General features: G+C 69.5%; 24 protein-coding genes. 4 read left to right on the forward strand and 20 right to left on the reverse strand.

All coding sequences use genetic code 11. From position 1 onward, the window contains the following. The first annotated feature begins 106 nt into the window (after positions 1-106). Positions 107-643: a dihydrofolate reductase family protein gene (locus BKK79_RS23035; protein WP_071038905.1), complete on the forward strand. Its 537-nt coding sequence runs from the start codon at positions 107-109 to the stop codon at positions 641-643. Positions 644-763: 120 nt separating this feature from the next. On the opposite strand, the gene BKK79_RS23040 is transcribed toward BKK79_RS23035, so the two are convergent. The 4 genes from BKK79_RS23040 to BKK79_RS23055 all read right to left on the reverse strand — a co-directional run bounded on the left by BKK79_RS23040 (position 764) and on the right by BKK79_RS23055 (position 5,291). Next, positions 764-1,090 carry a helix-turn-helix transcriptional regulator gene (locus BKK79_RS23040; protein WP_071018370.1) on the reverse strand — a complete coding sequence of 109 codons (327 nt, stop codon included), beginning with the start codon at positions 1,088-1,090 and terminating at the stop codon, positions 764-766. 279 nt (positions 1,091-1,369) lie between these two features. Then, positions 1,370-2,872: a tripartite tricarboxylate transporter permease gene (locus tag BKK79_RS23045; protein WP_071018368.1), complete on the reverse strand. Its 1,503-nt coding sequence runs from the start codon at positions 2,870-2,872 to the stop codon at positions 1,370-1,372. 12 nt (positions 2,873-2,884) lie between these two features. Then, positions 2,885-3,346 carry a tripartite tricarboxylate transporter TctB family protein gene (locus BKK79_RS23050; protein ID WP_071018366.1) on the reverse strand — a complete coding sequence of 154 codons (462 nt, stop codon included), beginning with the start codon at positions 3,344-3,346 and terminating at the stop codon, positions 2,885-2,887. Positions 3,347-3,872: 526 nt separating this feature from the next. Beyond that, a complete protein-coding gene (locus tag BKK79_RS23055; RefSeq protein WP_071038906.1) occupies positions 3,873-5,291 on the reverse strand; it encodes an MATE family efflux transporter in 1,419 nt (472 codons plus the stop codon). A 289-nt stretch (positions 5,292-5,580) separates the two neighbouring features. Here BKK79_RS23055 and BKK79_RS23060 point away from each other — a divergent pair, with 289 nt between their 5' ends. After that, positions 5,581-6,111, forward strand: a complete 531-nt coding sequence (locus BKK79_RS23060) for a MarR family winged helix-turn-helix transcriptional regulator (RefSeq protein ID WP_071040314.1) — start codon at positions 5,581-5,583, stop codon at positions 6,109-6,111. A gap of 51 nt (positions 6,112-6,162) precedes the next feature. On the opposite strand, the gene BKK79_RS23065 is transcribed toward BKK79_RS23060, so the two are convergent. The 6 genes from BKK79_RS23065 to BKK79_RS23090 all read right to left on the reverse strand — a co-directional run bounded on the left by BKK79_RS23065 (position 6,163) and on the right by BKK79_RS23090 (position 12,865). Continuing rightward, positions 6,163-7,125, reverse strand: a complete 963-nt coding sequence (locus tag BKK79_RS23065) for a tripartite tricarboxylate transporter substrate binding protein (protein ID WP_071038907.1) — start codon at positions 7,123-7,125, stop codon at positions 6,163-6,165. Positions 7,126-7,207: 82 nt separating this feature from the next. Then, a complete protein-coding gene (locus BKK79_RS23070) occupies positions 7,208-7,945 on the reverse strand; it encodes an enoyl-CoA hydratase/isomerase family protein (RefSeq protein WP_071038909.1) in 738 nt (245 codons plus the stop codon). Between the two features lie 78 nt (positions 7,946-8,023). Continuing rightward, positions 8,024-10,135 (reverse strand): acetate--CoA ligase family protein, encoded by a 2,112-nt coding sequence (locus tag BKK79_RS23075; RefSeq protein ID WP_071038911.1) that lies wholly within the window; start codon positions 10,133-10,135, stop codon positions 8,024-8,026. A gap of 119 nt (positions 10,136-10,254) precedes the next feature. Beyond that, a complete protein-coding gene (locus BKK79_RS23080) occupies positions 10,255-11,022 on the reverse strand; it encodes an enoyl-CoA hydratase/isomerase family protein (protein WP_071040315.1) in 768 nt (255 codons plus the stop codon). Then, entirely contained in the window at positions 11,019-11,669 is a 651-nt protein-coding gene (locus BKK79_RS23085) for a cysteine dioxygenase (RefSeq protein WP_071038912.1), read from the reverse strand. Before BKK79_RS23085 ends, BKK79_RS23080 begins: the two co-directional genes overlap by 4 nt. Then, positions 11,669-12,865, reverse strand: a complete 1,197-nt coding sequence (locus BKK79_RS23090; RefSeq protein WP_071038913.1) for a CaiB/BaiF CoA transferase family protein — start codon at positions 12,863-12,865, stop codon at positions 11,669-11,671. The genes BKK79_RS23085 and BKK79_RS23090 overlap by 1 nt, the downstream gene beginning before the upstream one ends. 161 nt (positions 12,866-13,026) lie before the next feature. On the opposite strand from BKK79_RS23090, the gene BKK79_RS23095 reads away from it, so the two are divergent. Both BKK79_RS23095 and BKK79_RS23100 read left to right on the forward strand, forming a co-directional pair. Continuing rightward, entirely contained in the window at positions 13,027-13,824 is a 798-nt protein-coding gene (locus BKK79_RS23095; protein WP_071018346.1) for an IclR family transcriptional regulator, read from the forward strand. Positions 13,825-14,004: 180 nt separating this feature from the next. Then, on the forward strand, positions 14,005-15,432 hold the full coding sequence (locus BKK79_RS23100; RefSeq protein ID WP_071038914.1) for an NAD-dependent succinate-semialdehyde dehydrogenase: 1,428 nt from the start codon (positions 14,005-14,007) through the stop codon (positions 15,430-15,432). A gap of 96 nt (positions 15,433-15,528) precedes the next feature. Here the strand turns inward: BKK79_RS23100 and BKK79_RS23105 are convergent, their stop codons facing one another. The 10 genes from BKK79_RS23105 to BKK79_RS23150 form a co-directional block, all read right to left on the reverse strand. Further along, the gene (locus tag BKK79_RS23105; RefSeq protein ID WP_071038915.1) at positions 15,529-17,091 is read right to left on the reverse strand and encodes a flavin-containing monooxygenase; all 1,563 of its coding nucleotides are present in this window, start codon (positions 17,089-17,091) and stop codon (positions 15,529-15,531) included. Next, positions 17,084-17,881: an alpha/beta fold hydrolase gene (locus tag BKK79_RS23110; protein WP_071038916.1), complete on the reverse strand. Its 798-nt coding sequence runs from the start codon at positions 17,879-17,881 to the stop codon at positions 17,084-17,086. Before BKK79_RS23110 ends, BKK79_RS23105 begins: the two co-directional genes overlap by 8 nt. Before the next feature lie 151 nt (positions 17,882-18,032). Next, the gene (locus tag BKK79_RS23115) at positions 18,033-18,806 is read right to left on the reverse strand and encodes an SDR family oxidoreductase (RefSeq protein WP_071018340.1); all 774 of its coding nucleotides are present in this window, start codon (positions 18,804-18,806) and stop codon (positions 18,033-18,035) included. Then, entirely contained in the window at positions 18,806-19,582 is a 777-nt protein-coding gene (locus BKK79_RS23120) for a TetR/AcrR family transcriptional regulator (protein WP_071038917.1), read from the reverse strand. Before BKK79_RS23120 ends, BKK79_RS23115 begins: the two co-directional genes overlap by 1 nt. Positions 19,583-19,731: 149 nt before the next feature. Next, the gene (locus tag BKK79_RS23125) at positions 19,732-20,946 is read right to left on the reverse strand and encodes a DUF2252 family protein (RefSeq protein WP_071018337.1); all 1,215 of its coding nucleotides are present in this window, start codon (positions 20,944-20,946) and stop codon (positions 19,732-19,734) included. 105 nt (positions 20,947-21,051) lie between these two features. Beyond that, positions 21,052-21,411 carry a cytochrome C oxidase subunit IV family protein gene (locus tag BKK79_RS23130; protein WP_071018335.1) on the reverse strand — a complete coding sequence of 120 codons (360 nt, stop codon included), beginning with the start codon at positions 21,409-21,411 and terminating at the stop codon, positions 21,052-21,054. A gap of 8 nt (positions 21,412-21,419) precedes the next feature. After that, complete coding sequence (locus BKK79_RS23135) at positions 21,420-22,112, reverse strand: heme-copper oxidase subunit III family protein (RefSeq protein WP_071038918.1); 693 nt, start codon at positions 22,110-22,112, stop codon at positions 21,420-21,422. 54 nt (positions 22,113-22,166) lie between these two features. Beyond that, positions 22,167-22,799, reverse strand: a complete 633-nt coding sequence (locus BKK79_RS23140) for a cytochrome c oxidase subunit 3 (protein ID WP_071018331.1) — start codon at positions 22,797-22,799, stop codon at positions 22,167-22,169. After that, positions 22,796-24,547 carry a cytochrome c oxidase subunit I gene (gene ctaD / locus BKK79_RS23145; protein ID WP_071040316.1) on the reverse strand — a complete coding sequence of 584 codons (1,752 nt, stop codon included), beginning with the start codon at positions 24,545-24,547 and terminating at the stop codon, positions 22,796-22,798. The genes BKK79_RS23140 and ctaD overlap by 4 nt, the downstream gene beginning before the upstream one ends. A gap of 25 nt (positions 24,548-24,572) precedes the next feature. Continuing rightward, a complete protein-coding gene (locus BKK79_RS23150; RefSeq protein WP_071038919.1) occupies positions 24,573-25,748 on the reverse strand; it encodes a cytochrome c oxidase subunit II in 1,176 nt (391 codons plus the stop codon). Positions 25,749-25,863 lie beyond the last annotated feature (115 nt).

Below are 25,863 nucleotides of genomic sequence, written 5' to 3' on the forward strand. Positions count from 1 at the left end.
CGTGGCTGTACGCATCAGTCTTTGCACCGCCCCTTGCACCAGCGGTCGCAGCCGGCTGGATCCGCGGTCATAATCGGCTATCCAGGCACCACAGACTTCATCGACAATGATCACAGGACACGTCTTTATCGCCACCAGCCTCGACGGCTTCATCGCGCGGACCGATGGCGACATCGGCTGGCTTCTGGAACGGGATGATCCAGCGGAAGACCATGGTTATCCGGCCTTCATCGCCGACAAGGACGCGATCGTCATGGGTCGGGGCTGCTACGAGAAGGTCCTCACGATGGGCGAATGGGCCTACGACAGGCCCGTGCTCGTGCTGTCGCGGCAATTGGCCGGCAAGCCGGTACCGGATAACTTGCAGGGAAAGGTGCGCTTCTCGGACAGCACGCCCGCGCAAGCGATGGCGCAACTGGAGGCCGCCGGCGCGCGCCGCGTGTACGTCGATGGCGGCCGCCTGGTCCAGTCGTTCCTGCGCGATGGCTTGATCGCCGACCTGGTCATCACCGCGGTGCCGGTATTGATCGGGACAGGCAGGCCACTGTTCGGCGCCCTGCCGCGCGACGTGAGCCTGGCACTGGAATCGAGCCGGCGCTTTCCTTCCGGCCTGGTGCAGTCGACCTATCGCGTGCTGGCCTGATCCGCGGCGATGTGGTGAAGAGGCATGGGGCTGGCGCATCCGGCGCCGCGATCGGCGCTGCCTCGGCGGGCGCAGCGTGACAGCGCAGTCATCGCCCGTTCGTCGCCCGTTCGTCGCCCGTCAGCCGCCGTCTTCCCGGCCCTGGCCCGGCGAGGGCTCGTTGCCGCGCTCCGACTGCAGGATGTCCAGGTGCGCGAGATAGCGGTCGAGCTCGGCGCGGCCTTGCTCGGTGATGCAGTAGACCCGGCCGCTGCCTTCGACCAGTTCGGCCGTGATGGCCCTGGCGATCATCAGGCTGCGCAGGATGGGCCGCAGCGAGCGGATGTTCTTGTCGATGCCGTGCTCGCGCAGGCGGTCCACCAGGTTCAGCACGGTCGCGGGCCGTGCCTTGACGAACTTCAGGATGTAGAGGCGCGAAACGAATCGGTCGAGTGTGGGTGTCTTCATGGGCACTGGCCCCGCGCCGCCGGCAGGCCGCCAGCAGGCACGGGAGGAAATGACATCAGGCTCAGGCCATGACTGCTGCTCCGGCAGTCGGCGGCTTCTCCATCATCGGCGCGGGCGCTGCCCGCATGCCGGGACCCGCTCGGGCCCCTGGGTCGGTCGATCCGCGCCGCGGTGCGCGCGGGCGGTCATGCAAAAAAAAACGGGGTGCCCCAAGAGCACCCCGAGTACCACTTCATCTTGCGCGCGCCGGCCGGATGGCCGGCGCCTGGTCGTGGGGCGTCACTCTTCCTGGAACGCTTCCTCGCGCTTGGCCTTGATCGAGGGCAGCGCCACCACGGCAACCAGCGCGGCCGCGGCGATCAGCAGGCCGAGCGACAGCGGGCGGGTGACGAACACGCTGAACTCGCCGCGCGACAGCAGCAGGGAACGGCGGAAGTTCTCTTCCATCATCGGCCCCAGCACGAAGCCCAGCAGCAGCGGTGCCGGCTCGCACTTCAGCTTCAGGAACAGGTAGCCGATCACGCCGAAGCCAGCCGCCATGAAGACGTCGAAGGTCTGGTTGTTGACCGAATACACGCCGATGCCGCAGAACACCAGGATGGCGGGGTAGAGGAAGCGGTACGGCACGGTCAGCAGCTTCACCCAGACGCCGATCATCGGCAGGTTCAGGATGATCAGCATCAGGTTGCCGATCCACATCGAGGCGATCAGGCCCCAGAACAGCGCGGGGTTGCTGGTCATCACCTGCGGGCCCGGCTGGATGTTGTGGATGGTCATCGCGCCCACCATCAGCGCCATCACCGCGTTGGGCGGGATGCCCAGCGTCAGCAGCGGGATGAAGGAGGTCTGTGCCGCGGCGTTGTTGGCCGATTCCGGACCTGCCACGCCTTCGATCGCGCCCTTGCCGAATTCGTGCGCGTACTTGGAGGTCTTCTTCTCCAGCGAGTACGCCGCGAACGAGGCCAGTGCCGCGCCGCCGCCCGGCAGGATGCCCAGCGCCGAACCCAGGAAGGTGCCACGCAGCACCGCCGGGATCATGCGGCGGAAGTCTTCCTTGGTCGGCCACAGGTTGGTCACGTGGTCGGTGAAGGTCTCGCGGGCTTCCTTCTGCTCCAGGTTCGCGATGATTTCCGCGAAGCCGAACATACCCATGGCCAGCGCGACGAAGTCGATACCGTCGGTCAGCTCGGGGATGTCGAAGGAGAAACGCGCGGCGCCCGAGTTCACGTCGGTACCGATCAGGCCCAGCAGCAGGCCCAGCACGATCATCGCCACCGCCTTCGGCAGCGAGCCCGAGGCCAGCACCACGGCACCGATCAGGCCCAGCACCATCAGCGAGAAGTACTCGGCGGGACCGAACTTGAAAGCCAGTTCCGACAGCGGCGTGGCGAAGGCGGCCAGGATCAGCGTGGCCACGCAGCCGGCGAAGAACGAGCCCAGGCCGGCGGTGGCCAGCGCCACCCCGGCGCGGCCGCGCCGTGCCATCTGGTAGCCGTCGATGGTGGTCACCACCGAGGACGATTCACCGGGCAGGTTGACCAGGATGGCGGTGGTCGAGCCGCCGTACTGGGCACCGTAGTAGATGCCGGCCAACATGATCAGCGCGGCCACCGGCGGCAGCGTGTAGGTCACCGGCAGCAGCATGGCGATGGTGGCCAGCGGCCCCAGGCCCGGCAGCACGCCGATCAGGGTGCCCAGCACGCAGCCCAGGAAGGCATAGGCCAGGTTCTGCAGCGACAATGCCGTGGAGAAGCCCAGGGCAAGGTGTTCGAACAATTCCATGGGACCGACTCCTTAACCGGTGATGAAGGCAGGCCACACCGGCATCTGCAGATTGATGCCGTACACGAAGGCGCCGAGGCTGATCAGCACCAGCACCACGCCATTGAGGAGCGCGCCTTTCCAGCTGAATTCATGGCTGGCCATCGACGACACCAGCACCAGCACGAACACCGACAGCACCATGCCGAGCGGCTTGAGCAGCAGGCCGAACAGCACCACCGAACCCAGGATCCACAACAGGGTCTTCAGGTCCCAGCGCGCCAGGTGGTCTTGCTCGCCCTTGCTCGACAGCGAGCCGATCAGGACCAGCGCGCCCAGCAGGGCGAGCACCAGCCCGAGCAGGAATGGAAAGTAACCGGGTCCCATCTTCGCCGCCGTTCCCATGGAATAGCCGCGTGCGACCCAGGAAAAGCTCAAACCGACCAGAATGAACATCAGGCCGGAGGCAAAGTCCTTTTGGCTGCGTATGCGCAAAACGATTCTCCTCGAAGTACACGAAATGCATCTGCCGCACATCTCTGTTGCTGCCCGGCAGTCCCCCCTCAGCGTCGGTACATTGACCCCATCCGCCCGAGAATGGGTGCAACGTTAGATAGGTGTGCTTTCATCCGCCTTTCAGTTGTCTTGAACTAGGGGTATTCACCGATGCGCTGCCTGCACGCGCGCCGCGCGTGCCGATGCGTCGCGATCCCAGCCATATCAAGCGAATCCGGCCGTTTGCGGTCAACATGTCTGAGGGAAAGGACATCGAGGCGGCGCCTGTCTGTCTGCTCGCCTCCGGAGACGAAACAGTACGCCCTTACAAAGAGCTTTCATTTCAGGCTTCAGCCAGAGGGGACGGCGCAGGCCATATCCGCGGCGATGCGGATGAAAGCCATCCGAAAGGAAGACCCGCCCTGCACAGGCGGCACGGCCGGCGGCGATGATCGATGCCCGCAGAGTGGCGGAAACCGGCGGCAGGCGCCGCCGGAAAACAACGGGGCATGCACCCCGCGCGCGGCTAGCTGCGCGGATTGGCGCGCACGCCGGCCGGCACCGCGGCCGGCACACTGCCGGCTGCCAGCATGTGGCTGGCGCGCCAGGTGCCACGCAGGTAGTAGAGCGTCGCCAGCGTCACCGACACCACCGAGCCCACCGGGAAGCTCCACCAGATCGCGCCCGCGCCGAAGGGCCCCGAGAGCACGCTGGCGAACGGCAGCCGTACCAGCCACATCGACACGAAGAGGATGACCAGCGGTGCCATCACCGCCCCGGTGGCACGCACCGTGCCGAACAGCACGATGGTGAAGCCGAACAGGATGAAGGACCACAGCACGACGGCATTGATGTGCTGCGCGATCTCGATGGCCTCGCCGTCGCCCGGCAGGAACAGGCCCAGTGCATGGCGGTTGAATACGTAGATCAGCACCACCAGCGCCCCCGTCATGGCGAGGTTGAAGGCCAGCCCGGTGCGCGTGATGTTGTTGACGCGGTGCCACAGCCCCGCGCCGACGTTCTGCGCCACCATCGACGACACGCTCGCGCCTACCGCCAGCGCCGGCATCTGCACGTAGGTCCACAGCTGCGACGCCACACCGTAGGCCGCCGTGGTCTGCGAGCCGTGGCGGTTCACCAGCGACATCATCACCAGCGCCGATGACGAGATCACCACCATCTGCATGCCCATCGGCAAGCCCTTGACTACCAGCGAACGCAGGATGGCGAGATCGGGCCACAGCAGCGACAGCTCGCCGCGTGGCAGCCAGAGGAAGTGGCGGCGGCGGCGCAGCAGGGCCAGCATGGCCACCAGGCTGGTGGACTGCGCGATCAGCGTCGCCAGCGCCGAGCCGGCGATGCCCAGCGCCGGCACCGGTCCGGCGCCGAAGATCAGCAAGGGGTTGAGCGCCACGTCGAGGCCGACGGACAACAGCATGAACCAGAACGGCGTGCGCGAATCGCCCGCGCCGCGCAGCGTCATCATCACGAAGTTGTAGAAGTACATGAAGGGCAGCGCGACGAAGATGATGCGCAGGTAGGCGATGGCGAACGGCGCCGCGTCGGCCGGTGTGCCCATGGCCAGCAGGATCTCCGGCGTGAAGACGTAGCCGAAGGCCGACGCCGCCACCGACAGCAGCACGAAGAAGGTGGTGCTGGTGCCCACCACCCGCCGCGCCTGCGCGATATCGCGCGCGCCCACCGCCTGCCCCACCAGGATGGTGTTGGCCATGCTGACGCCGAACACCACGCCGAGCAGGAAGAACAGGATGATGTTGGCGTTGGACGTGGCGGTCAGCGCCGCTTCGCCGAGGAAATGGCCCACCCAGATCGAATTGATCGAAGCATTGAGCGACTGCAGGATGTTGCTGCCCAGCACGGGCAGCGAAAACAACAGCAAGGTCCGTGCGATGGGACCGGTGGTGAATTGCGCCTTGTTCTTCATCTTGGCCTGTCGGGTCGGCTGGTGACTGGTGGCTCGGCAAAGCACCATCTTCGTGCGAGTCGGCCGATTCTGGCAAGCGCCGGGAGCGGCAGCGCCATTCAGGGTGCCCGCGCCGCCGATCGCTGCGATAATGTCAGGCCACGAACAACTTGCCATCCCGACCATGCGCAGCGCAAGCCAGGGCCCCCGCAAACGCCCCCAAGCCGCCCAGGCGCCCCGGGCCGAGGAGCGCGCGGCGGCCACGCCGCCTGCCGGCGCCGCCGGCGACCCCGCGGCCGACGCCCGCCAGTTGGCGCACCGTCCGGTGCCGCGCGCCGGAGAGGGCAAGCGCGGCGAAGCCGGCCACCTGGGCTACCTGCTGCGCCAGGCCAGCGCCGGCAACCGCCTGCGCATGGAGCGCGCGCTGTCCGACCTCGGCGTCACTTCGCCGCAATTCGTCGTGCTGACCATGGCCGGCGCCTATCCTGGCCTGTCGGGTGCCGACGTCGCCAGGCTGGCCCTGCTGACGCCGCAGACCGTCAGCGTGATCGTCGCCAACCTGGAGAAGGCCGGCGCCATCGCGCGCCGGCCTCACCCCGTGCACGGACGTATCCAGGCCATCGCCCTGACCGCCGCCGGGGAAGCCCTGCTGGCACGCTGCCGCGAACGCGTGATGGTCAACGAGGCGCGCCTGCGCGCCACCCTGCCGCCAGAGGAAGAGGCGGTGGTACGGCGCTGGCTGGCAAGCCTGGCGCTGGATGCGGATGACGCGGACGCTGCGGATGACGCGGACGCTGCGGAGGACGCGGATAAAGCGGGCGACGCAGGAAGCGGCGGCTGAAACACATCGCGCCCTTTCGCGCCGACGGCCCGCGCGCGCCCCTGCCGCCCCCTACTCCAGCCGGATATTGCCGGCGCGGATCAACTGCTGGTAGAAGGCATCGTCCTTGAGCAGTTGCCGGCTGAACTCGGCCGGCCCCTGGAAGGACGGGTACTGGCTGAAACGGATCAGCAGGCCTTTCATGTCGGGCGCGGACATCACCCGTCCGGCCGCCGCGGCATAGCGCTCGACCACCGCCTGCGGCGTAGCGCGCGGCGCATAGAGCGCAAACCAGCTCGGCAGCGCCAGGTCGAGATCCTGTTCATGCAAGGTCGGCACGTCGGGCAGCTCCGGATGCCGCTCGGTGCCGGTCACCGCCAGCGCCTTGAGCCGGCCGGCCTTGATCTGCGGCAGCGCGACGCTGTCGTAGATCACGTCGATACGCCCCGCCAGCAGATCGTTCATCGCCTCGGCCGAGCCCTTGTAGGGCACATGCAGCATGTTCACGCCGGTCTTCATGCCGACCACGGCGCCCTGCAGGTGGGTGATGGTGGCCAGGCCGGCGGAGCCGTACGACACCTTGCCCTCGTGCGCCTTGGCGTAGGCGATGAACTCGCGCATGTCCTTGGCGGGCAGGTCGCGCCGCGCCGTGACGATGCCGATCGAAGACGACAGCTTGGCCACCGGCACGAAATCCTTCAGCGGGTCGTAGGGAACGGCGCGCAGGTGAGGCGTGATCACGTGCACGGCGGTAGGCGCCAGCAGCAAGGTACTGCCGTCCGGCGGCGCGTTGGCCACCGACTGCGCGCCGATGGTGCCGCCCGCGCCGACCTTGTTCTCCACCACGAAGGGCGTGCCCAGCTCGCGGTTCATGCGTTCGGCAAACAGCCGTGCCAGCGTATCGGCATTGCCACCGGCGGGGTAAGGGACCACCAGCCGCACCGGCCCCTTGTAGTCGGCCAGCGCGGCCGGTGCCGCCGCACAGCCCGCCATCAGCGCCAGGCCGGCGGCCAGCGCCCTGAAGGTTCGCGTCATGTTCCCGGTCTCCTGCGCGCGGCGCCGGCCGGCATGCGCCGGGCCCCGCCGCCGTTGTCATCCGCCCCTGCGCCGCCGGCGCTCAGCGCCCCTGGTACTGCGCGCTGCGCTTCTCGCGGAAGGCGCGCATGCCTTCCTGCGTATCCTCGCTCTCGCGCACCGCGGACAGCTCGCGCACGGCATCCGCCATCAGCTCGGAAGGGCCCTTCGGCATCACCGTCTGCGCGACGAAGCGCTTGAGCGTGGCCAGCACCAGCGGTGCCGAGCGCGACAGCTCGTCGGCCATCTTCAGCGCGGCTTCCACCTGGCCGCCGACCGGCACGATGTCATTGACCAGGCCCACCTCGCGCGCGCGCTGCGCATCCACGGTGCGCCCGAGCAGCATCAGCTCCATGGCGACCTTGTGCGGCACCCGTGCCGCCAGCCCCGCGATCATGCCGCCGGTGAAACCGAGGCGCGCCTCCGGGTAGCAAAAACGCGTGTTGTCCGCAGCCACCGCCAGGTCGCACATCATGTGGAGCACCAGCGCCCCGCCCACCACCCAGCCTGCGGTGGCGGCAATGATGGGCTTGTCGGTGACGAAGCCCGAGCCCGGGATGCAGCGCCACAGTTCCGGCAGGTTGCCGACATCGGCGCCGGCCGAGAAGGCATCGTTGCCGGCTCCGGTGATGACCGCCACGCGCTGCGCGGACGCGTGGAACTCGCGGAAGCCCTGCTGCAGCAGCTCGGCCGTCTCCTTGCAGATGACGTTGCGCTTCTCGGGGCGGTTCAGGGTGAACAGCGTGACCTTGCCATGCTGTTCAATGGTGACGACGCTCATGCTCTTTGTCTCCTTGTCCGATGTTGTCCTTGCCGGCAAGCTTCCGGCAGCCTCGCGGCGACCCGCTGCCGCGCGCGGCTAGCCGATGCGCGCGCGCGCATCCACCGCCACGCAACCCGCGCCAGCGGCGCGCACCTTGAGCGGATTGACTTCGATCTCGAAGTCGCGCTCGCGCAGGGCATGCGCCAGCCAGCCCATGCGGACGATGACGGCGGCCAGCGCCTCCACATCCAGCGCCGGCCGTCCTCGCCACCCCTGCAGCAGCGGCGCCACCCGCAAGCGCGCCAGCGCCGCCAGCGCGCTCTCGCGTGACAGCGGTGCCGGCAGCACGACGATGTCCCGCAGCAGCTCGACCAGGATGCCGCCGCTGCCGAGCACCACCTGCGCGCCGAACTGCGCGTCGCGGCGCGCGCCGACCAGCAGTTCCAGCTCCCCCTCTTCCTGCGCCTGCAAGGAGAAGCCGGTGATGGAAGCCTGCGGCGCCAGCGCAGCGATGCGCTCGCGCATGGCCTGCAGCCCGGCGCGCAGCGCCTGCGCATCGGCCACCCCCAGCAGCACGCCGCCCACCTCCGACTTGTGCACGATCTCGGGCGACACCACCTTGGCCACCAGTGGAAAGCCGATGGCCGCACTGCCGGCCACGGCGGCCTCGGCGTCGGCGAACACCTGGCCACGGTTGACCGGGATGCCGGCACTGCGCAGCAGCGCCTTGGCCGCGGCCTCGTCGAGGGTGCCAGCCAGGCCGGCCGGCAGGACCATGTCCACGCCCGGCTGCGCCACCGATTCCGGCCGCCAGGCGGACCAGCGGCACCAGGCCGCGAGCGCCTCCACTGCCTCGCCGAGGCTGTTGGTAAAGGGCACGCCCGCCTCCAGCAGCCGGGCGCGTGCCGCAGCGGCGGCCTTGCCCGGCTGCATCACGAACAGCATCGGCTTGCCGCTGGCCGCGCCACCCTGTGCCAGCCGGGCGGTGGCATCGGCCAGCGCGGGCGCGGTGGTCATCACGAACAGGCCGAGGTCCGCCTGGGCATCATCCAGCGCGAGGGCCGCCGTGCGCTCGCCGACCTCGGCGGCGTCCGCGCCGTCCTCATGGCGGCGCCCGCCGAGGTCGATCGGATTGCCTGCCTGGCCTTCGGAATACAGCGCCGCCAGCGCTTGCTGCGTGGCCTGCCCGAAGCGCGCCAGCGGAATGCCGGCTTCGGACAGGCGGTCCGCGCTGAGCGCGCCGCCACCGCCCGAGGTGGTGACGATGACGGCGCGCTCGACCTGCCGCGCCGGGTAGCGCGCCATGGCGGCCGCCAGCACCAGCATGGCGGCAGGGTCGTCCATCAGCACCACGTTCTCGCGCCGGCAGACGGCCTCCAGGCTGGCATGGTCGCCCGCCAGGCTGGCCGTGTGCGAGAAGGCCGCACGGCTGCCGTCGGCGGTCTTGCCGGCCTTCACCGCCAGCCAGGGCTTGCCGGCGGCGCGGGCGCGCCGCGCCAGCTCGATGAAGCGCGCGGGCGACTTGATCCCTTCGATGTAGGTGCAGATCACCCGCGTGCGTGGGTCGGCGATCAGGAACTCGACGAAATCGCACAGTTCCAGGTCGGCCTGGTTGCCCACCGAGACACAGTGCGTGAAGCCGATGCCGATGTCGTAGGCGCGATCGAACAGCGTGGCCATCAGCGCGCCGCTCTGGCTGACGAAGCCGATCGGACTCTCGATCAGGGTGTCGACCTCGAGCGCCGGCGACGAGCACAGCACCAGCCGGTTGGCCGGACTGATCACGCCCAGGCAGTTCGGCCCGATCAGGCGCATGCCGCGCGCGTTGGCGATCTGCACGATCTCCCGTTCGAGCGCCGCGCCTGCGGCGCCCGCGTCCGAGAACTTCGAGGTGATGATGATGCCGGCCCGCGCGCCGCGTGCGGCACAGGCCGCCACCTGTTCCTTCACCTTGGGCTGCGGCACCGCCATGATCACCATGTCTGGCGCCTCGGGCAACGCGTCGATGCTCGGAAACATCTTCAGCCCGAAGAGCGTCTCGCGCACCGGGTTGATCGGGTAGACGGTGCCGCCGTATTGGTGCTTGAGCAACATGCGGAACAGCCGTCCGCCGAACTTGCCCTGGTCTTCCGATGCCCCGATCACCGCCACCGAGCGCGGGGAGAGCAAGGCCGCGAGATTGTCGGCCGAGGTCTTTGCTGGGTCCATGCTTTGTCTCCGTCTTGTCGTTCTTCTGGCGCGGGCCGGATCGGCGTCCGGCTTCCGCTGCACTGCATGCCCGACGTGCCCGGACGGCGCGCTCAAGCGGGGCGCTTCAGCGGGGCACCTCAGCGGCGCGTGGCCGCCCGGTATGCCGCGATGCGGTCTTTCAGTCCCGGGCGCGCGGCGGAGCGCACCAGGTCGGCAAGCTGGCCCGCGCGTGCTGCAGCGCCGGCGCTGCCGCCCAGGGCGGCGGCATGGATCGCGGCCTGCGTCGATGCCTCCAGGCGGCACGCCTGCTCCAGCAGCGCCGCCAGGCCGGCCGCGCGCGCGTCGGGCACGACCATGGCGTCCACCAGGCCGGCGCGCAGCGCGTCCTCGCTGCCGATCGCGCCACCGCCGGCGATCCAGCTGCGCGCGCAAGTGGCGCCGACCAGCGCGGCCAGCCGCTCGGTACCCAGCACCAGGCCGAAGCCGGCGCCGGGAAAGGCGAAGCTGCTGCCCGGCGCGGCCCAGCGCCGCGCGCAGGCGGCGACCAGGTCGGCGCCCGCGCCCATGGCGCGCCCCTGGACCAGCGCGACGGTGACGAAGGGCGCGGCATGCACGGCCTGCAGCAGCAGTTCGACGCGCACGAAGCGCGCCAGCAGCGAGTCGTCGCTTTCCTGCTCCAGGTCCTCCAGGTCGAAGCCGGTGCAGAAGTGCCTGCCGGCACCTTCGATGGCCAGCAGGCGCGTGCCGTCCGTGTGGCAGGCCTCGACCGCTGCGGCCAGCGCCGCCACCAGCGCCGCGCTGAGCGCATTGCCGCGCGCCGGCCGGTTCAGTGTCAGGTGCGTCAGCGGGCCTTGCCGGGCGATGCGCAGCAAGGGCTCGGCAGCGGATGCGGGGGCGTGGTTCATGCGGCGGGGCGCGCCCACAGATTGGGCACCATGGCGTTGGAGTAGCCCGACACGAAGGGCTTGGCCTGCCCGCTCTGCGGGTCGTAGACGTGGCGGTCGATGCGGCCGATATTGCCGCCGTACAAGTGGATGCTGACCGAGACGCGATCATCGTAGGCATTGCGCACGCGGTGCACGTCGCCCAGCGTCGGCGATATCGCGGCCACCTCGCCGCGCTCGAGCCTCACCGGCTCGCCGTCCGGCACCATGCGGCCCGCTTCCTGGCGGAAGCGCTGGTCGATCTCGGCGCCGCGCAGCACGCCGATCAGGCCCCACACAGTGTGGTCGTGCACCGGCGTCTGCTGCCCCGGCCCCCACACGAAGCTGACCAGCGAAAAGCGATCGAGCGGATCGCCGTAGAGCAGGTGCTGCTGGTAGTAGAGCGCGTGCGGCCGCGCCAGGCTCTCGGGCAGCCAGTCGTCATGCGACACCAGGTCGCGCAGCGGCGCGGTGAGCGCGGCCAGCAGCGCGGCCTCATTGCCAGCCGCATTGCCACCCGCATTGCCACCCGCATTGCCCCCCACATCGCTGCCGTCGCGCTGCGCGCGTTCCACCTGCGCGCTGACAGTCGCCACGAAGGCGCGCAAGCGTTCGATCGGATGCTGCATCATGCCTCTCCCGTGATGTCCTGTTGCGCGCCGTGGCTGCCACCGGCGTGGCGCGCGCGCACCTCGGCGTTGTGCTCGCCCAGCGCCGGGGGGTCTAGCCGGATCGGCAGGCCCAGGCCGTCGAAGCGCAGCGGCGAGGCGAAGGTGCGCGTGCGATGCCCGCCCGGCAGCGTCAGCGGCCGCACCCAGTCCATGTGGCCGACCTGCGGATCGTCCAGCGCGGCGGCATAGTCGTTGATGCGGGCATGCGGCACGCCGGCAGCGCGGAAGGCGGCGATCCAGTGCTCGACGCCCTGCTCGCCGAAGCGGACCTCCAGCAGGTCCTTGAGCGCCTCCTGGTGCTGCGCGCGCTCCCGCGTGCTGGCGAAGCGCGGGTCGGCGGCCAGCTCCGGCAGGCCGACCACGCGCACCACTTCCAGCCACAGCTTCTGGTTGCCGGCGGCGATGGCGAAGTAGCCGTCGGCGGCGCGGAAAGCCTGGTAGGGCGCATTGCGCGGATGCGCGGAACCCAGCTTGACGGGGCTGCGTCCGTTGCCGAAGTACTCGCTGGTCTGCAGTGCGGCGATGCCCAGCGTGCAGCCGTACATCGGCACGTCGATATGGGCGCCGGCGCCGCCGGCGCGCACGCGCGCCAGCGCGCTGGCGATGGCGAAGGCGGCGTACAGGCCCGAGGCGAAGTCCGCCAGCGGCACGCCGCACTTGACCGGCGCGCCGCCGGGCTCGCCGGTCACGCTCATCACGCCGGCAGCGGCCTGGATGGTGAGATCGAAGCCGCCTTCGCCGGCACGCGGGCCGCTCTGGCCGTAGGCGGACACCGAGCAGTAGACCAGGCCCGGCTTCTCGTCGCGGAAGGCGGCGTAGCCCAGCCCCAGGCGGTCCATCACACCCGGCCGGTTGTTCTCCACCACCACGTCCGCGTCGAGGACCAGGCGGCGCGCCAGTGCCGCATCGGCGGGATCCTTCAGGTTGAGCGCCACCGAATGCTTGTTGCGGTTGAGCGAGGCGAAGTTCTCGGAGAAACCGGCCGACAGCGGCGGCCACTGGCGCAGCGTATCGCCCTCCGGCGGCTCCACCTTGATCACCTCGGCGCCCATGTCGGCCAGCAGCATGCCGCAGAAGGGACCGGCGGCCACCGTACAGAACTCCACCACCTTGACGCCTGCCAGCGGCAGGTCTTGTTCACTGAGATCGGGCATTGCAACGTCCGTGGAAATTGGCGGCCGCGGCACCACCGCTGGGCCCGGCCGGATTGCGATCGATTATAGGAACGTTCCAGATTCGGCTACAATCGTTCCACATTTGAGAACGCACCCCTCCTTGTCGGCCGGCACCGCGCGGGCAAGGACGCCCGAACCGCATGAACAACACCCTGATCAAGGGCCTGGGCGTGATCGAGCTGCTGGCGCACAGCGAACGCCCGCTGGGCCTGAGCGAGATCGCCGCCGAGCTCGGCCTGGCCAAGAGCAATGTGCACCGCCTGCTGCAGGCGCTGACGGAGCTGCGCTACGTCATCCGCGCCGGCGACGGCAGCGGCTACAGCGCCTCGATCAAGCTGTGGGAGCTGGGCTCGGCCGTGCTGTCCCGGCTCGACCTGCGCCGCCACGCCGAGATCTGGATGGACCAGCTGATGCACGCCAGCGGCGAGAGCGTGCACCTGTCGGTGCTGGACCGCGGCGAGGTGGTCTACGTGCACAAGATCGACAGCCCCAACCCGGTGCGCGCCTACACGCAGATCGGCGGACGCGCGCTGGCGCACTGCGTGGCGACCGGCAAGGCCATGCTCGCCTTCCTGCCCGAAGCCACGCTGCAGCGCATGGCGGCAGCGCTGGTACCCTCCACGCCCCACAGCATCGTCGAGCCCGCGCGCTTCCTGCGCGAGATGGAGAAGATCCGCAAGCAGGGCTACGCCGTCAATCGCGGCGAATGGCGCGAGACCGTGTCCGGCATCGCCGCGCCGATCACCGACTGCCACGGCCATGTGATCGCCGCGGTCGGGCTGTCGGGTCCGGCCGAGCGCTTCCGTCCCGGCCGTCTCAAGCCCTTTGCCGACATGGTGCAGGAGGCGGCCGCCGAGATCACCGCCAGCCTCGGCGGCGGCAGCCACGACGCGCTTGCCCTGGCTACCCGCAGCATGGCGGACCTGCGGCGGCGCTGAGCCCCGCCTGGGGCGCCGGCCTGTCCCGGGCATGGCGCGAAAATGCTCCGCAATGTTCCGTACCGCGGAACATTCTCGCGCCATGCGGCACATGCAGAAATCCTGGCAAGGCGCTATGCTTGCGCTTTTCCCCCGCCCCCCGGCGGGCGGCGCCCAGCAGACAACCACCAGGAGAATGGCATGTATCAGGATCTCTCTCTCTACATCGATGGGGAATTCGTCAAGGGAGGAGGCCGGCACGAGCAGGACGTGATCAATCCCGCGACGCAGGAAGTGCTGGGCAAGCTGCCCCACGCCAGCAAGGCCGACCTGGACCGCGCGCTTGCCGCCGCGCAGCGCGCCTTCGAAAGCTGGAAGAAGACCTCGCCGCTGGAGCGCTCCAAGATCCTGCGCCGCGTCGGCGAGCTGGCGCGCGAGCGTGCCAAGGACATCGGCCGCAACATCACCATGGACCAGGGCAAGCCGCTGGCCGAGGCGGTGGGCGAGGTGCTGGTGTGCGCCGAGCATGCCGACTGGCATGCCGAGGAATGCCGCCGCATCTACGGCCGCGTGATCCCGCCGCGCCAGCCCAATGTGCGCCAGATCGTGGTGCGCGAGCCGATCGGCGTCTGCGCCGCCTTCACGCCGTGGAACTTCCCCTTCAACCAGGCCATCCGCAAGATCGTCGCCGCCGTCGGCGCCGGCTGCACGCTGATCCTGAAGGGGCCGGAAGACTCGCCCAGCGCGGTGGTGGCGCTGGCCCGGCTGTTCCATGACGCCGGCCTGCCGGCGGGCGTGCTGAACATCGTCTGGGGCGTTCCCAGCGAAGTCTCGACCTACCTGATCGAGTCGCCGATCGTGCGCAAGATCTCCTTCACCGGCTCGGTGCCGGTCGGCAAGCAGCTGGCCGCGCTGGCCGGCGCGCACATGAAGCGCGTCACCATGGAGCTGGGCGGCCATTCGCCGGTGCTGGTGTTCGACGATGCCGACGTCGAGCCGGCCGCCGAGATGCTGGCCCGCTTCAAGCTGCGCAACGCCGGCCAGGTGTGCGTGTCGCCGACGCGCTTCTACGTCCAGGAGAAGGCCTACGACAAGTTCCTGGCGCGCTTCACCGAGGTGATCGGCTCGATCAAGGTCGGCAACGGCCTGGAGACCGGCACCGAGATGGGCCCGCTGGCACACGAACGCCGCGTGCTGTCGATGCAGCAGTTCCTCGACGACGCCAGCCACCGCGGCGGCAAGATCGTCGCCGGCGGCTCGCGCATCGGCGACAAGGGCTTCTTCTTCGCCCCCACCGTGGTGACCGACCTGCCCGACGACGCCAAGCTGATGGTCGACGAGCCCTTCGGCCCGGTCGCGCCGGTGACCCGCTTCAAGGACACCGAGGAAGTCCTGCGCCGCGCCAACAGCCTGCCCTACGGCCTGGCCTCCTACGTCTTCACCAATTCGCTGAAGACGGCCACCCAGGTCTCGAACGGCCTCGAGGCCGGCATGGTCAACATCAACCACTTCGGCATGGCGCTGGCCGAGACGCCCTTCGGCGGCATCAAGGACTCCGGCATCGGCAGCGAAGGCGGCCAGGAGACCTTCGATGGCTACCTGGTGACCAAGTTCATCACCCAGGTCTGAAGCCCGCGGCGCGCACGCGGCACCGGCCCGCACGGGCCGGCCGCATCCACGCCGTGCCGACCTCGCGGCGCACCGCCCGGTGCGCCGCGCTCCCCCTCAGCGCGCCGGCGCCCGGCCGCCATAGGCGAACACCGCGTCATCGAGATCGATGGCGGGAAACTCGTCCTTCTCCCCCCAGTAGTCCTGCGTGTGCTGCCATTCGCGCTTGCTGCCGCGCTTGGGCAGCAGGTGCATGCCGCGCATCAGGTAGCCCGGATTGAAGTTCTCCGGGTCCACCCAGCTGCCGAGCGCCATCTCGCGGTCCTCGGGCCGCAGCACCGGCACCACGCTGCCGACACCCTTGTCGCGCATATGGCGCAGCAGCCGGCAGACGAAATCGCCGATCAGGTCCGCGCGCAGCGTCCAGCTGGCGCGGAAGTAGCCGAATACCCAGACCAGGTTGGGCACGCCGGTGAACATCATGCCGCGGTAGGTCACGCTGTCGGAGAACACCAGCGGCTTGCCGTCGATGGTGAAGGCGATATCGCCGAGCACGCTGAGGTCGAAGCCGGTCGCGGTGACGATGACGTCGGCCTCCAGCGTGCGGCCCGACTTGAGCTGGACACCCCCTTCGACGAAGCGCTCGATCTCGTCGGTGACCACCGAGGCCTTGCCTTCGCGCACGCTCTGGAACAGGTCGGCGTCCGGAATGTAGGCGATGCGCTGCCGCCAGGGCCGGTAGCGCGGCGTGAAATGGGTGTCGACGTCGAAGTCGGGCCCGAGGCTGGCGCGCACCCCCGCCAGCAGCTCGGCCTTGACCGTTTCCGGTTCCTGCTGCGCGCGCTGCGTGAACACCGCCTGGTCGTGCAGGATCTTGCGCCGCACGATCTCGTGGATCCAGCTCTCGTCGATCTTCAGCTGGCGCAGTTCGTCGGCCAGCACGTTGGCATTGCGTCCGGTGATGAAGTAGGTAGGCGAGCGCTGCAGCATGGTCACGTGCGCGCAGCGTCCGGCCAGCGCCGGCACCAGCGTGGCCGCGGTCGCGCCGGAGCCGATCACGAGCACGCGCTGGTCCGTGCAGTCCAGGTCCTCGGGCCAGTCCTGCGGATGGACGATGCGGCCGCGGAAATCGGCCATGGCCGGCCATTCCGGCGTATAGCCCTGGGCGTGCCGGTAGTAGCCCTGGCACATCCACAGGAAGTTCGCCGTGAAGCGGACCGTCGCGCCGGTATCGCTGCGGCTGGCTTCGATGGTCCACAGGCTCTGCTCGCTCGACCATGAGGCCGAACGGATCGCGTGGCGGTAACGGATATGGCGCGCCAGCCCATTCTCGGCGATGACTTCGCCCATGTAGGCGAGGATCTCCGCCGCGGTGGCGATCGGTGTGCCGGTCCAGGGCTTGAAGCGGTAGCCGAAGGTGTAGAGGTCGCTGTCGGAGCGCACGCCCGGATAGCGGTGCGTCAGCCAGGTGCCGCCATAGCCCGCCTGCGACTCCAGCACTACGAAGCGCATTTCCGGACACTGGTCGTTCAGGTGGTAGGCAGAGGCGATGCCGGAGATGCCGGCGCCGACGATCAGCACGTCGAAGTGTTCGGCCGCACCGGCGGCCTCCGGCGCTGGCGCCGCGTTGGTGGCGTTGGTGGCGTTGGTGGCGTTGGCAGTGAATGCAGCTTCAGTCATGACGCTCCTCCAGATGGCGTTCGATGCGTTCCAGCAGGCGCTCGGGCTGTTCCAGCATCACCAGGTGCCCGCAATCGATCTCTTCGTAGCGCGCGCCGGGCACGGCCTGTGCCAACGCGCGACAATGCCCCGGCGGCACCAGGCGGTCCTGGGCCAGCCCGATCACCAGCGTGGCGGCGCGGACCGCCGGCAGGCAGGCACGGATATCGACGATGGCGTCGAGCGCCGCCTGCCGGTCGCTGCCCGGCGCCAGTCCGGTGGCAAAGCGCGCCAGCACGGTCTCGACCAGCGACGGGTCGCTGGCGGCGAAGAAGCGCTCGGAGACACCGTTGAGCAACAGCAGGCGGGCAAGCTGCGTGCGGTCGGTGCGGGCCAGTGCCTGCCACAGGTCGAACTGCACGCGCATGCGCAGGTCGGTCGCGGCCCAGCCGCCCAGCACCACCAGCCGGCGCACCTGCCCCGCCAGCCTGGCCGCGGCCGCCGCCGCCACCACGCCGCCCAGCGAGTAGCCGACCAGGTCCAGCGCTTCGCCCTCGGCCAGGGCGGCGACGGCCTCCACCTGCCCGACCAGCCGTTCCAGGGTCAGCGCCGAGCCGTCGTCCACGCTCAGGCCCGAGCCGGCCAGGTCGGGCACCAGGCAGCGCCGCCCTTCGGCGAGGCGCGCCAGGATGGGCGCCCAGCCCGTCTCCGCGCTGGACGATGTGCCATGCACGAGGATGGTGGGCCGGCCGCGGCCGGTGTCGATCAGGCTGGTACGGACGCCTGCCGCGTCCACGGTCAGTCTTTGCATTGCGCCATGTCTCCTGTCTGTTTTCCTGCTTCTGGTGGTGCCGCCGGCAGCGTGATGGCGGCGGCGCGGCCGGGACGGCGCTGTCCGCGGCGGGACGGGCACCGCGCCACGCGCCCTGCCGTCCGCCCTGCCGTCCGCCCTGCCGCCCGCCCTATTGCGCGGTCAGCCCGCCGTCGACGGTGAACTGCGCGCCGGTGATGTAGCGCGCCTCGTCGGAGGCGAGCAGCAGGAAGGCGCCGACGATGTCGTCCGGCGTGGCGAGGCGGCCGAGCGGCGTGATGCCCTCGATGCGCGCCCGCGCGGCCGCCGCCGCGCCGGCGTCGAGCGCACCGATCGAGCCCAGTACCATCGGCGTCTCGACGAAGCCGGGATGGATGGAGTTGACGCGGACCGGCGGCGAGCACTTGGCGCCGTGCAGGGCCGCCGAGCGCGTCAGCAAGGTCACGCCGCCCTTGGCGGCGCAATAGGCCGCCACCTGGTCGCCGCCCACCAGCCCGTAGATCGACGACACGTTGATGATCGAGCCGCCTCCCTCGCGCATCAGCGGCAGGGCCGCGCGACAGCCGAGAAAAACCCCGGTCAGGTTGACATCCAGGGTGCGCTGCCAGTCGGCCAGCGAGCAATCGGCAATGGAGCCGCGCAGGGCGATGCCGGCGTTGTTCACCAGCACATCGAGCCGGCCGTGGCGGCGCTCGACCTCCGCCATGGCTTCCTGCCAGGCCGTTTCGCGCGCCACGTCCAGGTGCAGGAACAGGGTGTCGGCACCCGCTGCGGCCAGCGCCTCGCACAGCGCCTGCCCGGCATGCGCGTCGATGTCGGCCAGCACCACCGCGGCCCCCGCCTCGGCGGCCGCGCGGCTGAAGGCAGCGCCGAGCCCGGAGGCCGCGCCGGTGACCATCACGATCTTGTCTTGCAGGCGTGGCATCAGGCCCTCCCTTGTCGGTGACCGCGCTGCGCGGCGGTCGGTGCGTGCTCCTGGTTCCGCGCCTTGTCCTGCGCCTTGTCCTGCGCCCTGCTCCGCGCCGGTTCGGCGCCGGCATCCGGTGGCAGGCCGAGATGGCCCAGCACGAGATCGCTGAGCGCGGCGACCATGCGCTCAGGGTCCGACGGCAACGGCGATTGCGGGTTGTAGAGGCTGTTGAAATGCATCGCACGCGCGGCATGCATGGCCAGCATGATGCGGTCGCGCCAGCCGGGGATCGCGGTCACCTCGGGATAGCGCGCCAGCGTATCGACCAGGCGCCCGCTGACTTCGTTGCCGAGGCGGCCGACCGGCTCCCAGGCGGCCGGATCGTCGAGCGCGCGCTTGAGCACCGCGCGCAGCACGCCCTGGCTGCGGCTCTGGATCTTCACCGCCAGGTCCACGCAGGCGACGATCACCGCCGCGGGCGGCTTGTCCTGCATGACCGCGTAGGCCAGCAGCGCATCCGTCTCGGCGCGGATGCGATCGAAGGCGCGCGCGAGCGCGGCCTGGACGAAGCGCTCCTTGTCGCCGAAGCGGAAGTAAAGCGCGCCGATCGAAGCACCCGCGCGCTCGGCCACCAGCGCCATCGAGGTGGCCTCGATGCCGACCGCCTCGATGCAGGCCAGCCCTGCATCGAGCAAGGCGTCTTCGGTGGCCTGGCTGCGCGCCTGCTTCGGCCGGCGGCGTTCGCCCGCTCCGCCCTCCTGGGACGGCACCCGCTCCACGCTTGCCTTCATCTGCGCCGCTCCGGAAATAGAACGATGGTTCCACTTATAAGCGGCAAGCCCGGTTCACGCAAGCGGTGCGTCGCCGGATACCCGGTGCGTGGCCGGATGCCGGATGCGGCCCATGGCCGCCACGGCGCCCGCCGGAGCGGGCGCGGGCCTCAGCGGCGCTTGCGCGCCGTGCCCTGGCGGGCACGCCGGTAGTCGTCGGCAAAATCGCGCCACTGCGACAGCGAGACCGAACAGCCGTGGCGCGCCAGCCGCAGCACGGCAGCACGCCAGCGCGTGCCCGCCGCGAACTCCTGCAGTTGCTCGATCGGATCGGCCGACTGGTGCCGGCAGCTGCGCAGGTGCGCCCAGGCAGCGGCATGGGCCATGGTGTCCAGCACCAGGCGCAGCTCTTCGGCACTGGTGGGACGGCCCAGGTCGACGCGGTCGGCGGTGGGCTGCAGGCTCTTGACCACGTAGGACAAGCCGTTCATCTTCACCGCCGCCAGCAGTGCCGGCGAGGCGGCCTGCATGACCTGCTGCACCTGCACCACGCGCGCGGCCTCGCCTTCCCAGCGCGGCTGCCGGCGCAGGCGCATGCCGCTCCAGGCGGTCGGCGCCGCCAGCTTGACGTCGATCAGGCGCTGCGCCACCGGCGGCATGCCCACCTCGTGCGCCAGCACCACGTAGCGCTCCAGGCCCAGGCTGCCGGTGCCGGCGATGCGGCGCGCGGCATCATCGGCCACCAGGCGGTGCCCGTGCGGCAATTGCGAGTACATGTGCAGGATGGCTGCCGCATGTTTGCGCTGCGCCTTGTCGGCCGCCAGCGCATGGCGCCCGTCGATGCGCAGGCGGCGGCGCTCCTTGCGGAACTCGGTGCGCTGCGCCAGCAGTTCGCCGCGCCGGCGCCGCTTGACGCGGCGCAGCAGCTCGGCCACCAGTCCCTGCGCGGTGGCACGTTCCAGCCAGCGCGGCTTGCCCTGGGCCAGCACCGCCGCATAGCTCGACAGCATCCGTTCGCTGGCGTTGCGCGCATCCTCCTCCGACAGCCCGAGCTGCGAGGCGGCGATCATCAGGCTGGACAGCATGCGTACCACGTCAACCGTCAGCGGCGCCAGCAGGGCATCGTCGAAGTCGTTCAGGTCGAAGTACACCAGGCCGTTGTCGCCCTTGAAGCTGCCGAAGTTCTCCAGGTGCAGGTCACCGCAGACATAAGTGTGCGGGGCATCGAGCAGCGCCTCCTCGTGCTGCACTGAGGCGGCGTAGAGATGATTGCTGCCGCGGAAGAAGGAGAACGGCTCACGGGCCATCGCGTCAAGCTTGCGCGTCAGGCGCTCGGGATCGCGGCCGTGGTTGAAGGTCAGGATGGCCTCGGTGGCGGGATGCATGGCGGGCTGGGCTCCTCGGAGCGATGGCGCGCGGCCCGCCAGCGGGCTCGGCGCCGTACCCGGCAGTAGCGCTGCCGGCCGCGAGCGCCGGCCGTCGCCACCCGCTCAGTGGAGGAACAGCCCGCGCAAGACGAAAGTGTAATCCGCCTCGGTCGCCATCAGGCCGACCAGCAGCAACAGTGCCAGCGGCGGCAGCAGGATGGCGCAGGCCAGCGCCAGCCGCTCCCAGGCCATGTGCATGAACACCGCGACGATCAGGCCGGCCTTGAGCACCATGAACAGCACGATCAGCGTCCAGCGCAGCATGCCGGTGAAATGGAAATAGTCGACGAGATAGGACATCGTCGACAGCACGAACAGCAGCCCCCACACCTTCAGGTAGAGGGCGATGGAATGCTGCTGCCCCCCGTGTTGCGACGGCTCGGAAGGCGCCGGCGGCGCGGTGGCGGTGGTCGTCTGTGTCATGGCCGGCCTCACCAGAGATAGAACAGCGCGAAGATGAACACCCACACCAGGTCGACGAAGTGCCAGTAGAGGCCGGCGATCTCGACGATCTGGTAGTTGCCGCTGCGCTCATAGCGGCCGCCCAGCACGCGGCTGGCGACGGTCAGCAGGTAGATCACGCCGCAGGTCACGTGCAGCCCGTGGAAGCCCGTGATCATGAAGAAGCTGGCACCGAACTGCGCGGCTCCCATGCCGTTGCCCCAGGGACGCACGCCCTCGGTGAAGATCAGGTGGCTCCACTCGAAGGCCTGCATGCCGAGGAAGGCCAGACCGAACAGCGCGGTGGCCGCCATCAGCGCCGCGCAGCGGCGGCGCTCGCGCCGGTAGGCGAAGTTCACCGCCATCGCCATGGTGCCGCTGCTGCTGATCAGGGTGAACGTCATGATGGCGATCAGCAGCAGCGGAACCTCGGCGCCGCCGATATGCAGCGCGAACACGTGGCTGGGATTGGGCCAGGCCACGGTCGACGCCATGCGCACGGTCATGTAGCCGGTCAGGAAGCAGCCGAAGATGAAGGTATCCGAGACGAGGAAGATCCACATCATGGCCTTGCCCCAGGACACCTGGAAGGCGTGCTGGTCCGAGCGCCAGTCGGCGACCAGGCCGCGCCAGCCGCTCGGTACGTAGGGCGCCCGCTCGGGCGCGGCTGCTTGCGTGACCATCTCTCGCCTCCCGCTGCCGTTTTGCTGCCGTTCCGCTTCGGCTCCGCCGCGGCCTCACGCGCCGCCGCAGAGGAAGCGCACCACCTCGGGCGTGAGCCAGCGCAGCACGACCAGCAGCACCAGCCAGAGCGCCAGCAGGAAGTGCCAATAGCGCGCGCACAACGCCATGCGCAGCGCGGCGCCGGCATCGCCTCGCCCGCTCCCCCTGCGCAGCGTCACCAGCAGCCACGCGGCCACGCCGCCCAGCACGTGCAGGCCGTGCATGGCGGTCAGCAGGTAGAAGAAGCTGCCGGCGGGATTGCCCGCCACGCTCACCTGCCTGCCTTGCAGGGCATGCCATCCCCATAGCTGCGAAGCGATGAAGAGCACCGCCGCCAGGCCGCCCAGGCACCAGGCGAGGCGCGCCGGGCGCGCGCGCCCGGCGCGCGCCGCCCGCGCCGCGTCCGCCATGGCCAGGCTGCCCGCCGCCAGCAGCGCGGTCGACAGCCAGACCTGCCACGGCAGGCGGATCGCACGCCAGTCCGGCGCGCTCATGCGCATGGTGTAGGCCGCGAGGAAGAGCAGGAACAGCACACTTGCCACCCCGATGAACACGCCGGTGCCGAGCGCCGCTGGCGCGCCATGGCGTCCGGCCGGGCCGTCGCCCGGATCGTCCCGGCCAAGGCGCAGGAAACCGGTCTGGTTCATGCCAGCGCTCCGCGCCCGGCCTCGGCCTGCGGCTCCAGCCCGCCCGCCTCGGGTGGCGCGTTCTGGGCGATGAAATCCTCGCGCGCGCCGGGCACGCTGTAGGCATAAGCCCAGCGATAGACCACCGGCGTCTGCTCGCCCCAGTTGCCGTGCACCGGCGGCGTCTGCGGCGTCTGCCACTCGAGCGAGGCGGCACGCCACGGGTTGGGACCGGCCGCCTTGCCATGGCGCAGGCTCCAGGCCAGGTTGAAGAGGAACAGCAGCTGCGCCAGCGCCACCGCGAAGGCCGCCACCGAGATCGCGGTGTTCAGCGACTGGGCAGACTGGGGGATGAAAGCATAGTTGTCGTAAGCGTAGTAGCGGCGCGGCATGCCCAGGATGCCGAGGTAGTGCATCGGGAAGAAGATGGCATAGGTGCCCAGGAAGGTGATCCAGAAGTGCGCGCGCCCGAGCACGTCGTTCAGCAGGCGTCCGGTGACCTTGGGATACCAGTGGTAGAGGCCGCCGAACACCACCAGGATCGGCGATACGCCCATCACCATGTGGAAGTGGGCCACCACGAAGTAGGTGTTCGACAGCGGGATGTCCACGCTCACGTTGCCGAGGAAGAGGCCGGTCAGGCCGCCGATGACGAAGGTGCTGAGGAAGCCGATGGCGAACAGCATCGGCACGCTCAGGTGGATGTCGCCCCGCCACAGCGTCATCACCCAGTTGTAGACCTTGATCGCGGTGGGCACCGCGATGATCAGCGTGGTGGTGGCGAAGAAGAAGCCGAAATAGGGATTCATGCCGCTGACGAACATATGGTGCGCCCACACCGTCACCGACAGCACGCCGATCACCAGGATGGCCCACACCATGGTGCGGTAGCCGAAGATGCTCTTGCGCGCGTGCACGCTGATCAGGTCGGAGACGATGCCGAAGGCCGGCAGCGCCACGATGTAGACCTCGGGGTGGCCGAAGAACCAGAACAGGTGCTGGAACAGCAGCGGGCTACCGTCCTTGTAGGGCAGCTGCTGGCCGAGCGAGACGATTGCCGGCATGAAGAAGCTGGTGCCGAGCACGCGGTCGAGCAGCATCATCACGCCCGAGACGAACAGCGCCGGGAAGGCGATCAGCGCGAGGATGGTGGCCGTGAAGATGCCCCACACCGACAGCGGCATGCGCATCATCGTCATGCCTTCGGTGCGCGCCTGCAGCACTGTGGTCACATAGTTGAGGCCGCCCATGGTGGCCGCGGCGATGAAGATCACCAGCGACACCAGCATCAGGATGATGCCCCAGTCATGGCCCGGCGTGCCGGGCAGGATGGCCTGCGGCGGATACAGTGTCCAGCCGGCCCCGGTCGGCCCGCCCGGCGCGAAGAAGCTCGCCAGCAGCACCAGCACCGACACCAGGTAGACCCAGTAACTCAACATGTTGAGGAAGGGGAAGACCATGTCGCGCGCGCCGACCATCAGCGGGATCAGGTAATTGCCGAAGCCGCCGAGGAACAGTGCCGTGAGCAGGTAGATCACCATGATCATCCCGTGCATCGTGACGAACTGGTAGTAGCGGTTGGCGTCGATGAACTGGAAGTGGCCGGGAAAGCCGAGCTGCAACCGCATCAGGTTGGACAGCACCACGCCGACCACGCCCACCACGATGGCGGTGAGCGTGTACTGCACGGCGATCACCTTGTGGTCCTGGCTCCAGACATAACGGGTCCAGAAGCTGCCGTGCCCCCCTGCATCGTGCGCGTAGGCCATGTCTTCCTCCTGCCGCTGCGCCGCGTCAGCGCGCCGGCGTTGCCGGGCTGCCCGCCTGCGGCGCGGCCGCGGCGGCGGTGGTCCCATTGGCGCGGATGTAGGCCATCAGCGCCTTGAGTTCGTCCTCGCTCAGCGGGATGGTGGGCATCACCGGGCCGAAGCCCTTCACCAGCCGCGCCTGCGGGGTCAGGATCTCTTCGCGCAGGAAGGCACCGTCGACCCGCGCGCTGCTGCCGTCCGAGAAGGTCTGCACACTGCCGTACAAGCCCTTCCAGCTCGGCCCCACGCCGACGCTGCCATCGACGCTGTGGCAGCCCACGCACCCCTTGCTGAGCGCCAGTGCCTTGCCTTGCGCCGCCAGCATGTCGGTGACACTGGCACCTGCGCCGGCGGCCGGCGCGGCCGGCGCCGGGTGCTGCGTGGCAGCGAAGGTGGGCTGGCGCGCCAGCCAGGCTTCGAAGGCCGCCGGCTCCTCGACCACGACCTGGCCGCGCATGTTGTAGTGGCCGATGCCGCATAGCTGGGCGCACAGGATGTCGAAGCGCCCGACGCGCGTGGGCGTGAACCAGAAGGACGTGACCATCCCGGGCACCAGGTTCATGCGGGCGCGGAAGGGCGGCACGTAGAAATCGTGCAGGACGTCCTTGGAACGCAGCAGCACCTTGACCGGCCGGTTCAGCGGCAGGTGCAGCTCGGGACCGTTGACGATGCGGTTGTCCTGCCCGCGCGGATCGCCGGGATCGATGCCCAGCGGATTGGCCGGCGTGACGAAGCTCGCGTCGGCACGGCCGAGCGCGCCACCCTGGCCGGGGAAGCGATAGCTCCACTGCCATTGCTGGCCGACCACTTCGACTTGCATGGCGTCGCGCGGCGCGCTCACGTACTTCGCGTAGACCACCAGGCCCGGCGCCAGCAGGGCGATGATGCCCACCGAGGTGCCGGCGATCAGCCAGCGCTCGAGGCGGGGGTTCTCGGGTTCGTAAGCCGCACGCTGCCCGCTGCGGTGGCGATAGCGCCAGACCAGGTAGCCGACCAGGAGATTGATGACGATGAAGAAGGCGCCGGTGATGATCAAGGTGATCGTCAGCGTGTCGTCCATCTGCTGCCAGTTGGACGCCAGCGGCGTTGCCCACCAAGGGCTGAAGACATGAAAGAGCACTGTGGCCGCGACCACCGCCACCAGCGCTATCGCAAGCGCCATGTCCGACTCCTGCTCACCATCCGCCCGGACCGGTTGTGCCGAGCCGTATGCAATACAGACTAGTGCATGCGCGCGAGGCACGCCATGCCACACCGTACGGTGCAAGTGCGGCGCG

Origin of the sequence: Cupriavidus sp. USMAA2-4, from assembly GCF_001854305.1 — a bacterium.
GTDB classification, from domain to species: domain Bacteria; phylum Pseudomonadota; class Gammaproteobacteria; order Burkholderiales; family Burkholderiaceae; genus Cupriavidus; species Cupriavidus malaysiensis.

Bases quoted from the DNA above. Each gene is read 5' to 3' on its own strand.
- BKK79_RS23035 (WP_071038905.1), top strand. From the start codon at position 107: ATGATCACAGGACACGTCTTTATCGCCACCAGCCTCGACGGCTTCATC.
- BKK79_RS23040 (WP_071018370.1), bottom strand. From the start codon at position 1,090: ATGAAGACACCCACACTCGACCGATTCGTTTCGCGCCTCTACATCCTG.
- BKK79_RS23045 (WP_071018368.1), bottom strand. From the start codon at position 2,872: ATGGAATTGTTCGAACACCTTGCCCTGGGCTTCTCCACGGCATTGTCG.
- BKK79_RS23055 (WP_071038906.1), bottom strand. From the start codon at position 5,291: ATGAAGAACAAGGCGCAATTCACCACCGGTCCCATCGCACGGACCTTG.
- BKK79_RS23065 (WP_071038907.1), bottom strand. From the start codon at position 7,125: ATGACGCGAACCTTCAGGGCGCTGGCCGCCGGCCTGGCGCTGATGGCG.
- BKK79_RS23070 (WP_071038909.1), bottom strand. From the start codon at position 7,945: ATGAGCGTCGTCACCATTGAACAGCATGGCAAGGTCACGCTGTTCACC.
- BKK79_RS23075 (WP_071038911.1), bottom strand. From the start codon at position 10,135: ATGGACCCAGCAAAGACCTCGGCCGACAATCTCGCGGCCTTGCTCTCC.
- BKK79_RS23080 (WP_071040315.1), bottom strand. From the start codon at position 11,022: ATGAACCACGCCCCCGCATCCGCTGCCGAGCCCTTGCTGCGCATCGCC.
- BKK79_RS23085 (WP_071038912.1), bottom strand. From the start codon at position 11,669: ATGCAGCATCCGATCGAACGCTTGCGCGCCTTCGTGGCGACTGTCAGC.
- BKK79_RS23090 (WP_071038913.1), bottom strand. From the start codon at position 12,865: ATGCCCGATCTCAGTGAACAAGACCTGCCGCTGGCAGGCGTCAAGGTG.
- BKK79_RS23095 (WP_071018346.1), top strand. From the start codon at position 13,027: ATGAACAACACCCTGATCAAGGGCCTGGGCGTGATCGAGCTGCTGGCG.
- BKK79_RS23100 (WP_071038914.1), top strand. From the start codon at position 14,005: ATGTATCAGGATCTCTCTCTCTACATCGATGGGGAATTCGTCAAGGGA.
- BKK79_RS23105 (WP_071038915.1), bottom strand. From the start codon at position 17,091: ATGACTGAAGCTGCATTCACTGCCAACGCCACCAACGCCACCAACGCC.
- BKK79_RS23110 (WP_071038916.1), bottom strand. From the start codon at position 17,881: ATGCAAAGACTGACCGTGGACGCGGCAGGCGTCCGTACCAGCCTGATC.
- BKK79_RS23115 (WP_071018340.1), bottom strand. From the start codon at position 18,806: ATGCCACGCCTGCAAGACAAGATCGTGATGGTCACCGGCGCGGCCTCC.
- BKK79_RS23120 (WP_071038917.1), bottom strand. From the start codon at position 19,582: ATGAAGGCAAGCGTGGAGCGGGTGCCGTCCCAGGAGGGCGGAGCGGGC.
- BKK79_RS23125 (WP_071018337.1), bottom strand. From the start codon at position 20,946: ATGCATCCCGCCACCGAGGCCATCCTGACCTTCAACCACGGCCGCGAT.
- BKK79_RS23130 (WP_071018335.1), bottom strand. From the start codon at position 21,411: ATGACACAGACGACCACCGCCACCGCGCCGCCGGCGCCTTCCGAGCCG.
- BKK79_RS23135 (WP_071038918.1), bottom strand. From the start codon at position 22,112: ATGGTCACGCAAGCAGCCGCGCCCGAGCGGGCGCCCTACGTACCGAGC.
- BKK79_RS23140 (WP_071018331.1), bottom strand. From the start codon at position 22,799: ATGAACCAGACCGGTTTCCTGCGCCTTGGCCGGGACGATCCGGGCGAC.
- ctaD (WP_071040316.1), bottom strand. From the start codon at position 24,547: ATGGCCTACGCGCACGATGCAGGGGGGCACGGCAGCTTCTGGACCCGT.
- BKK79_RS23150 (WP_071038919.1), bottom strand. From the start codon at position 25,748: ATGGCGCTTGCGATAGCGCTGGTGGCGGTGGTCGCGGCCACAGTGCTC.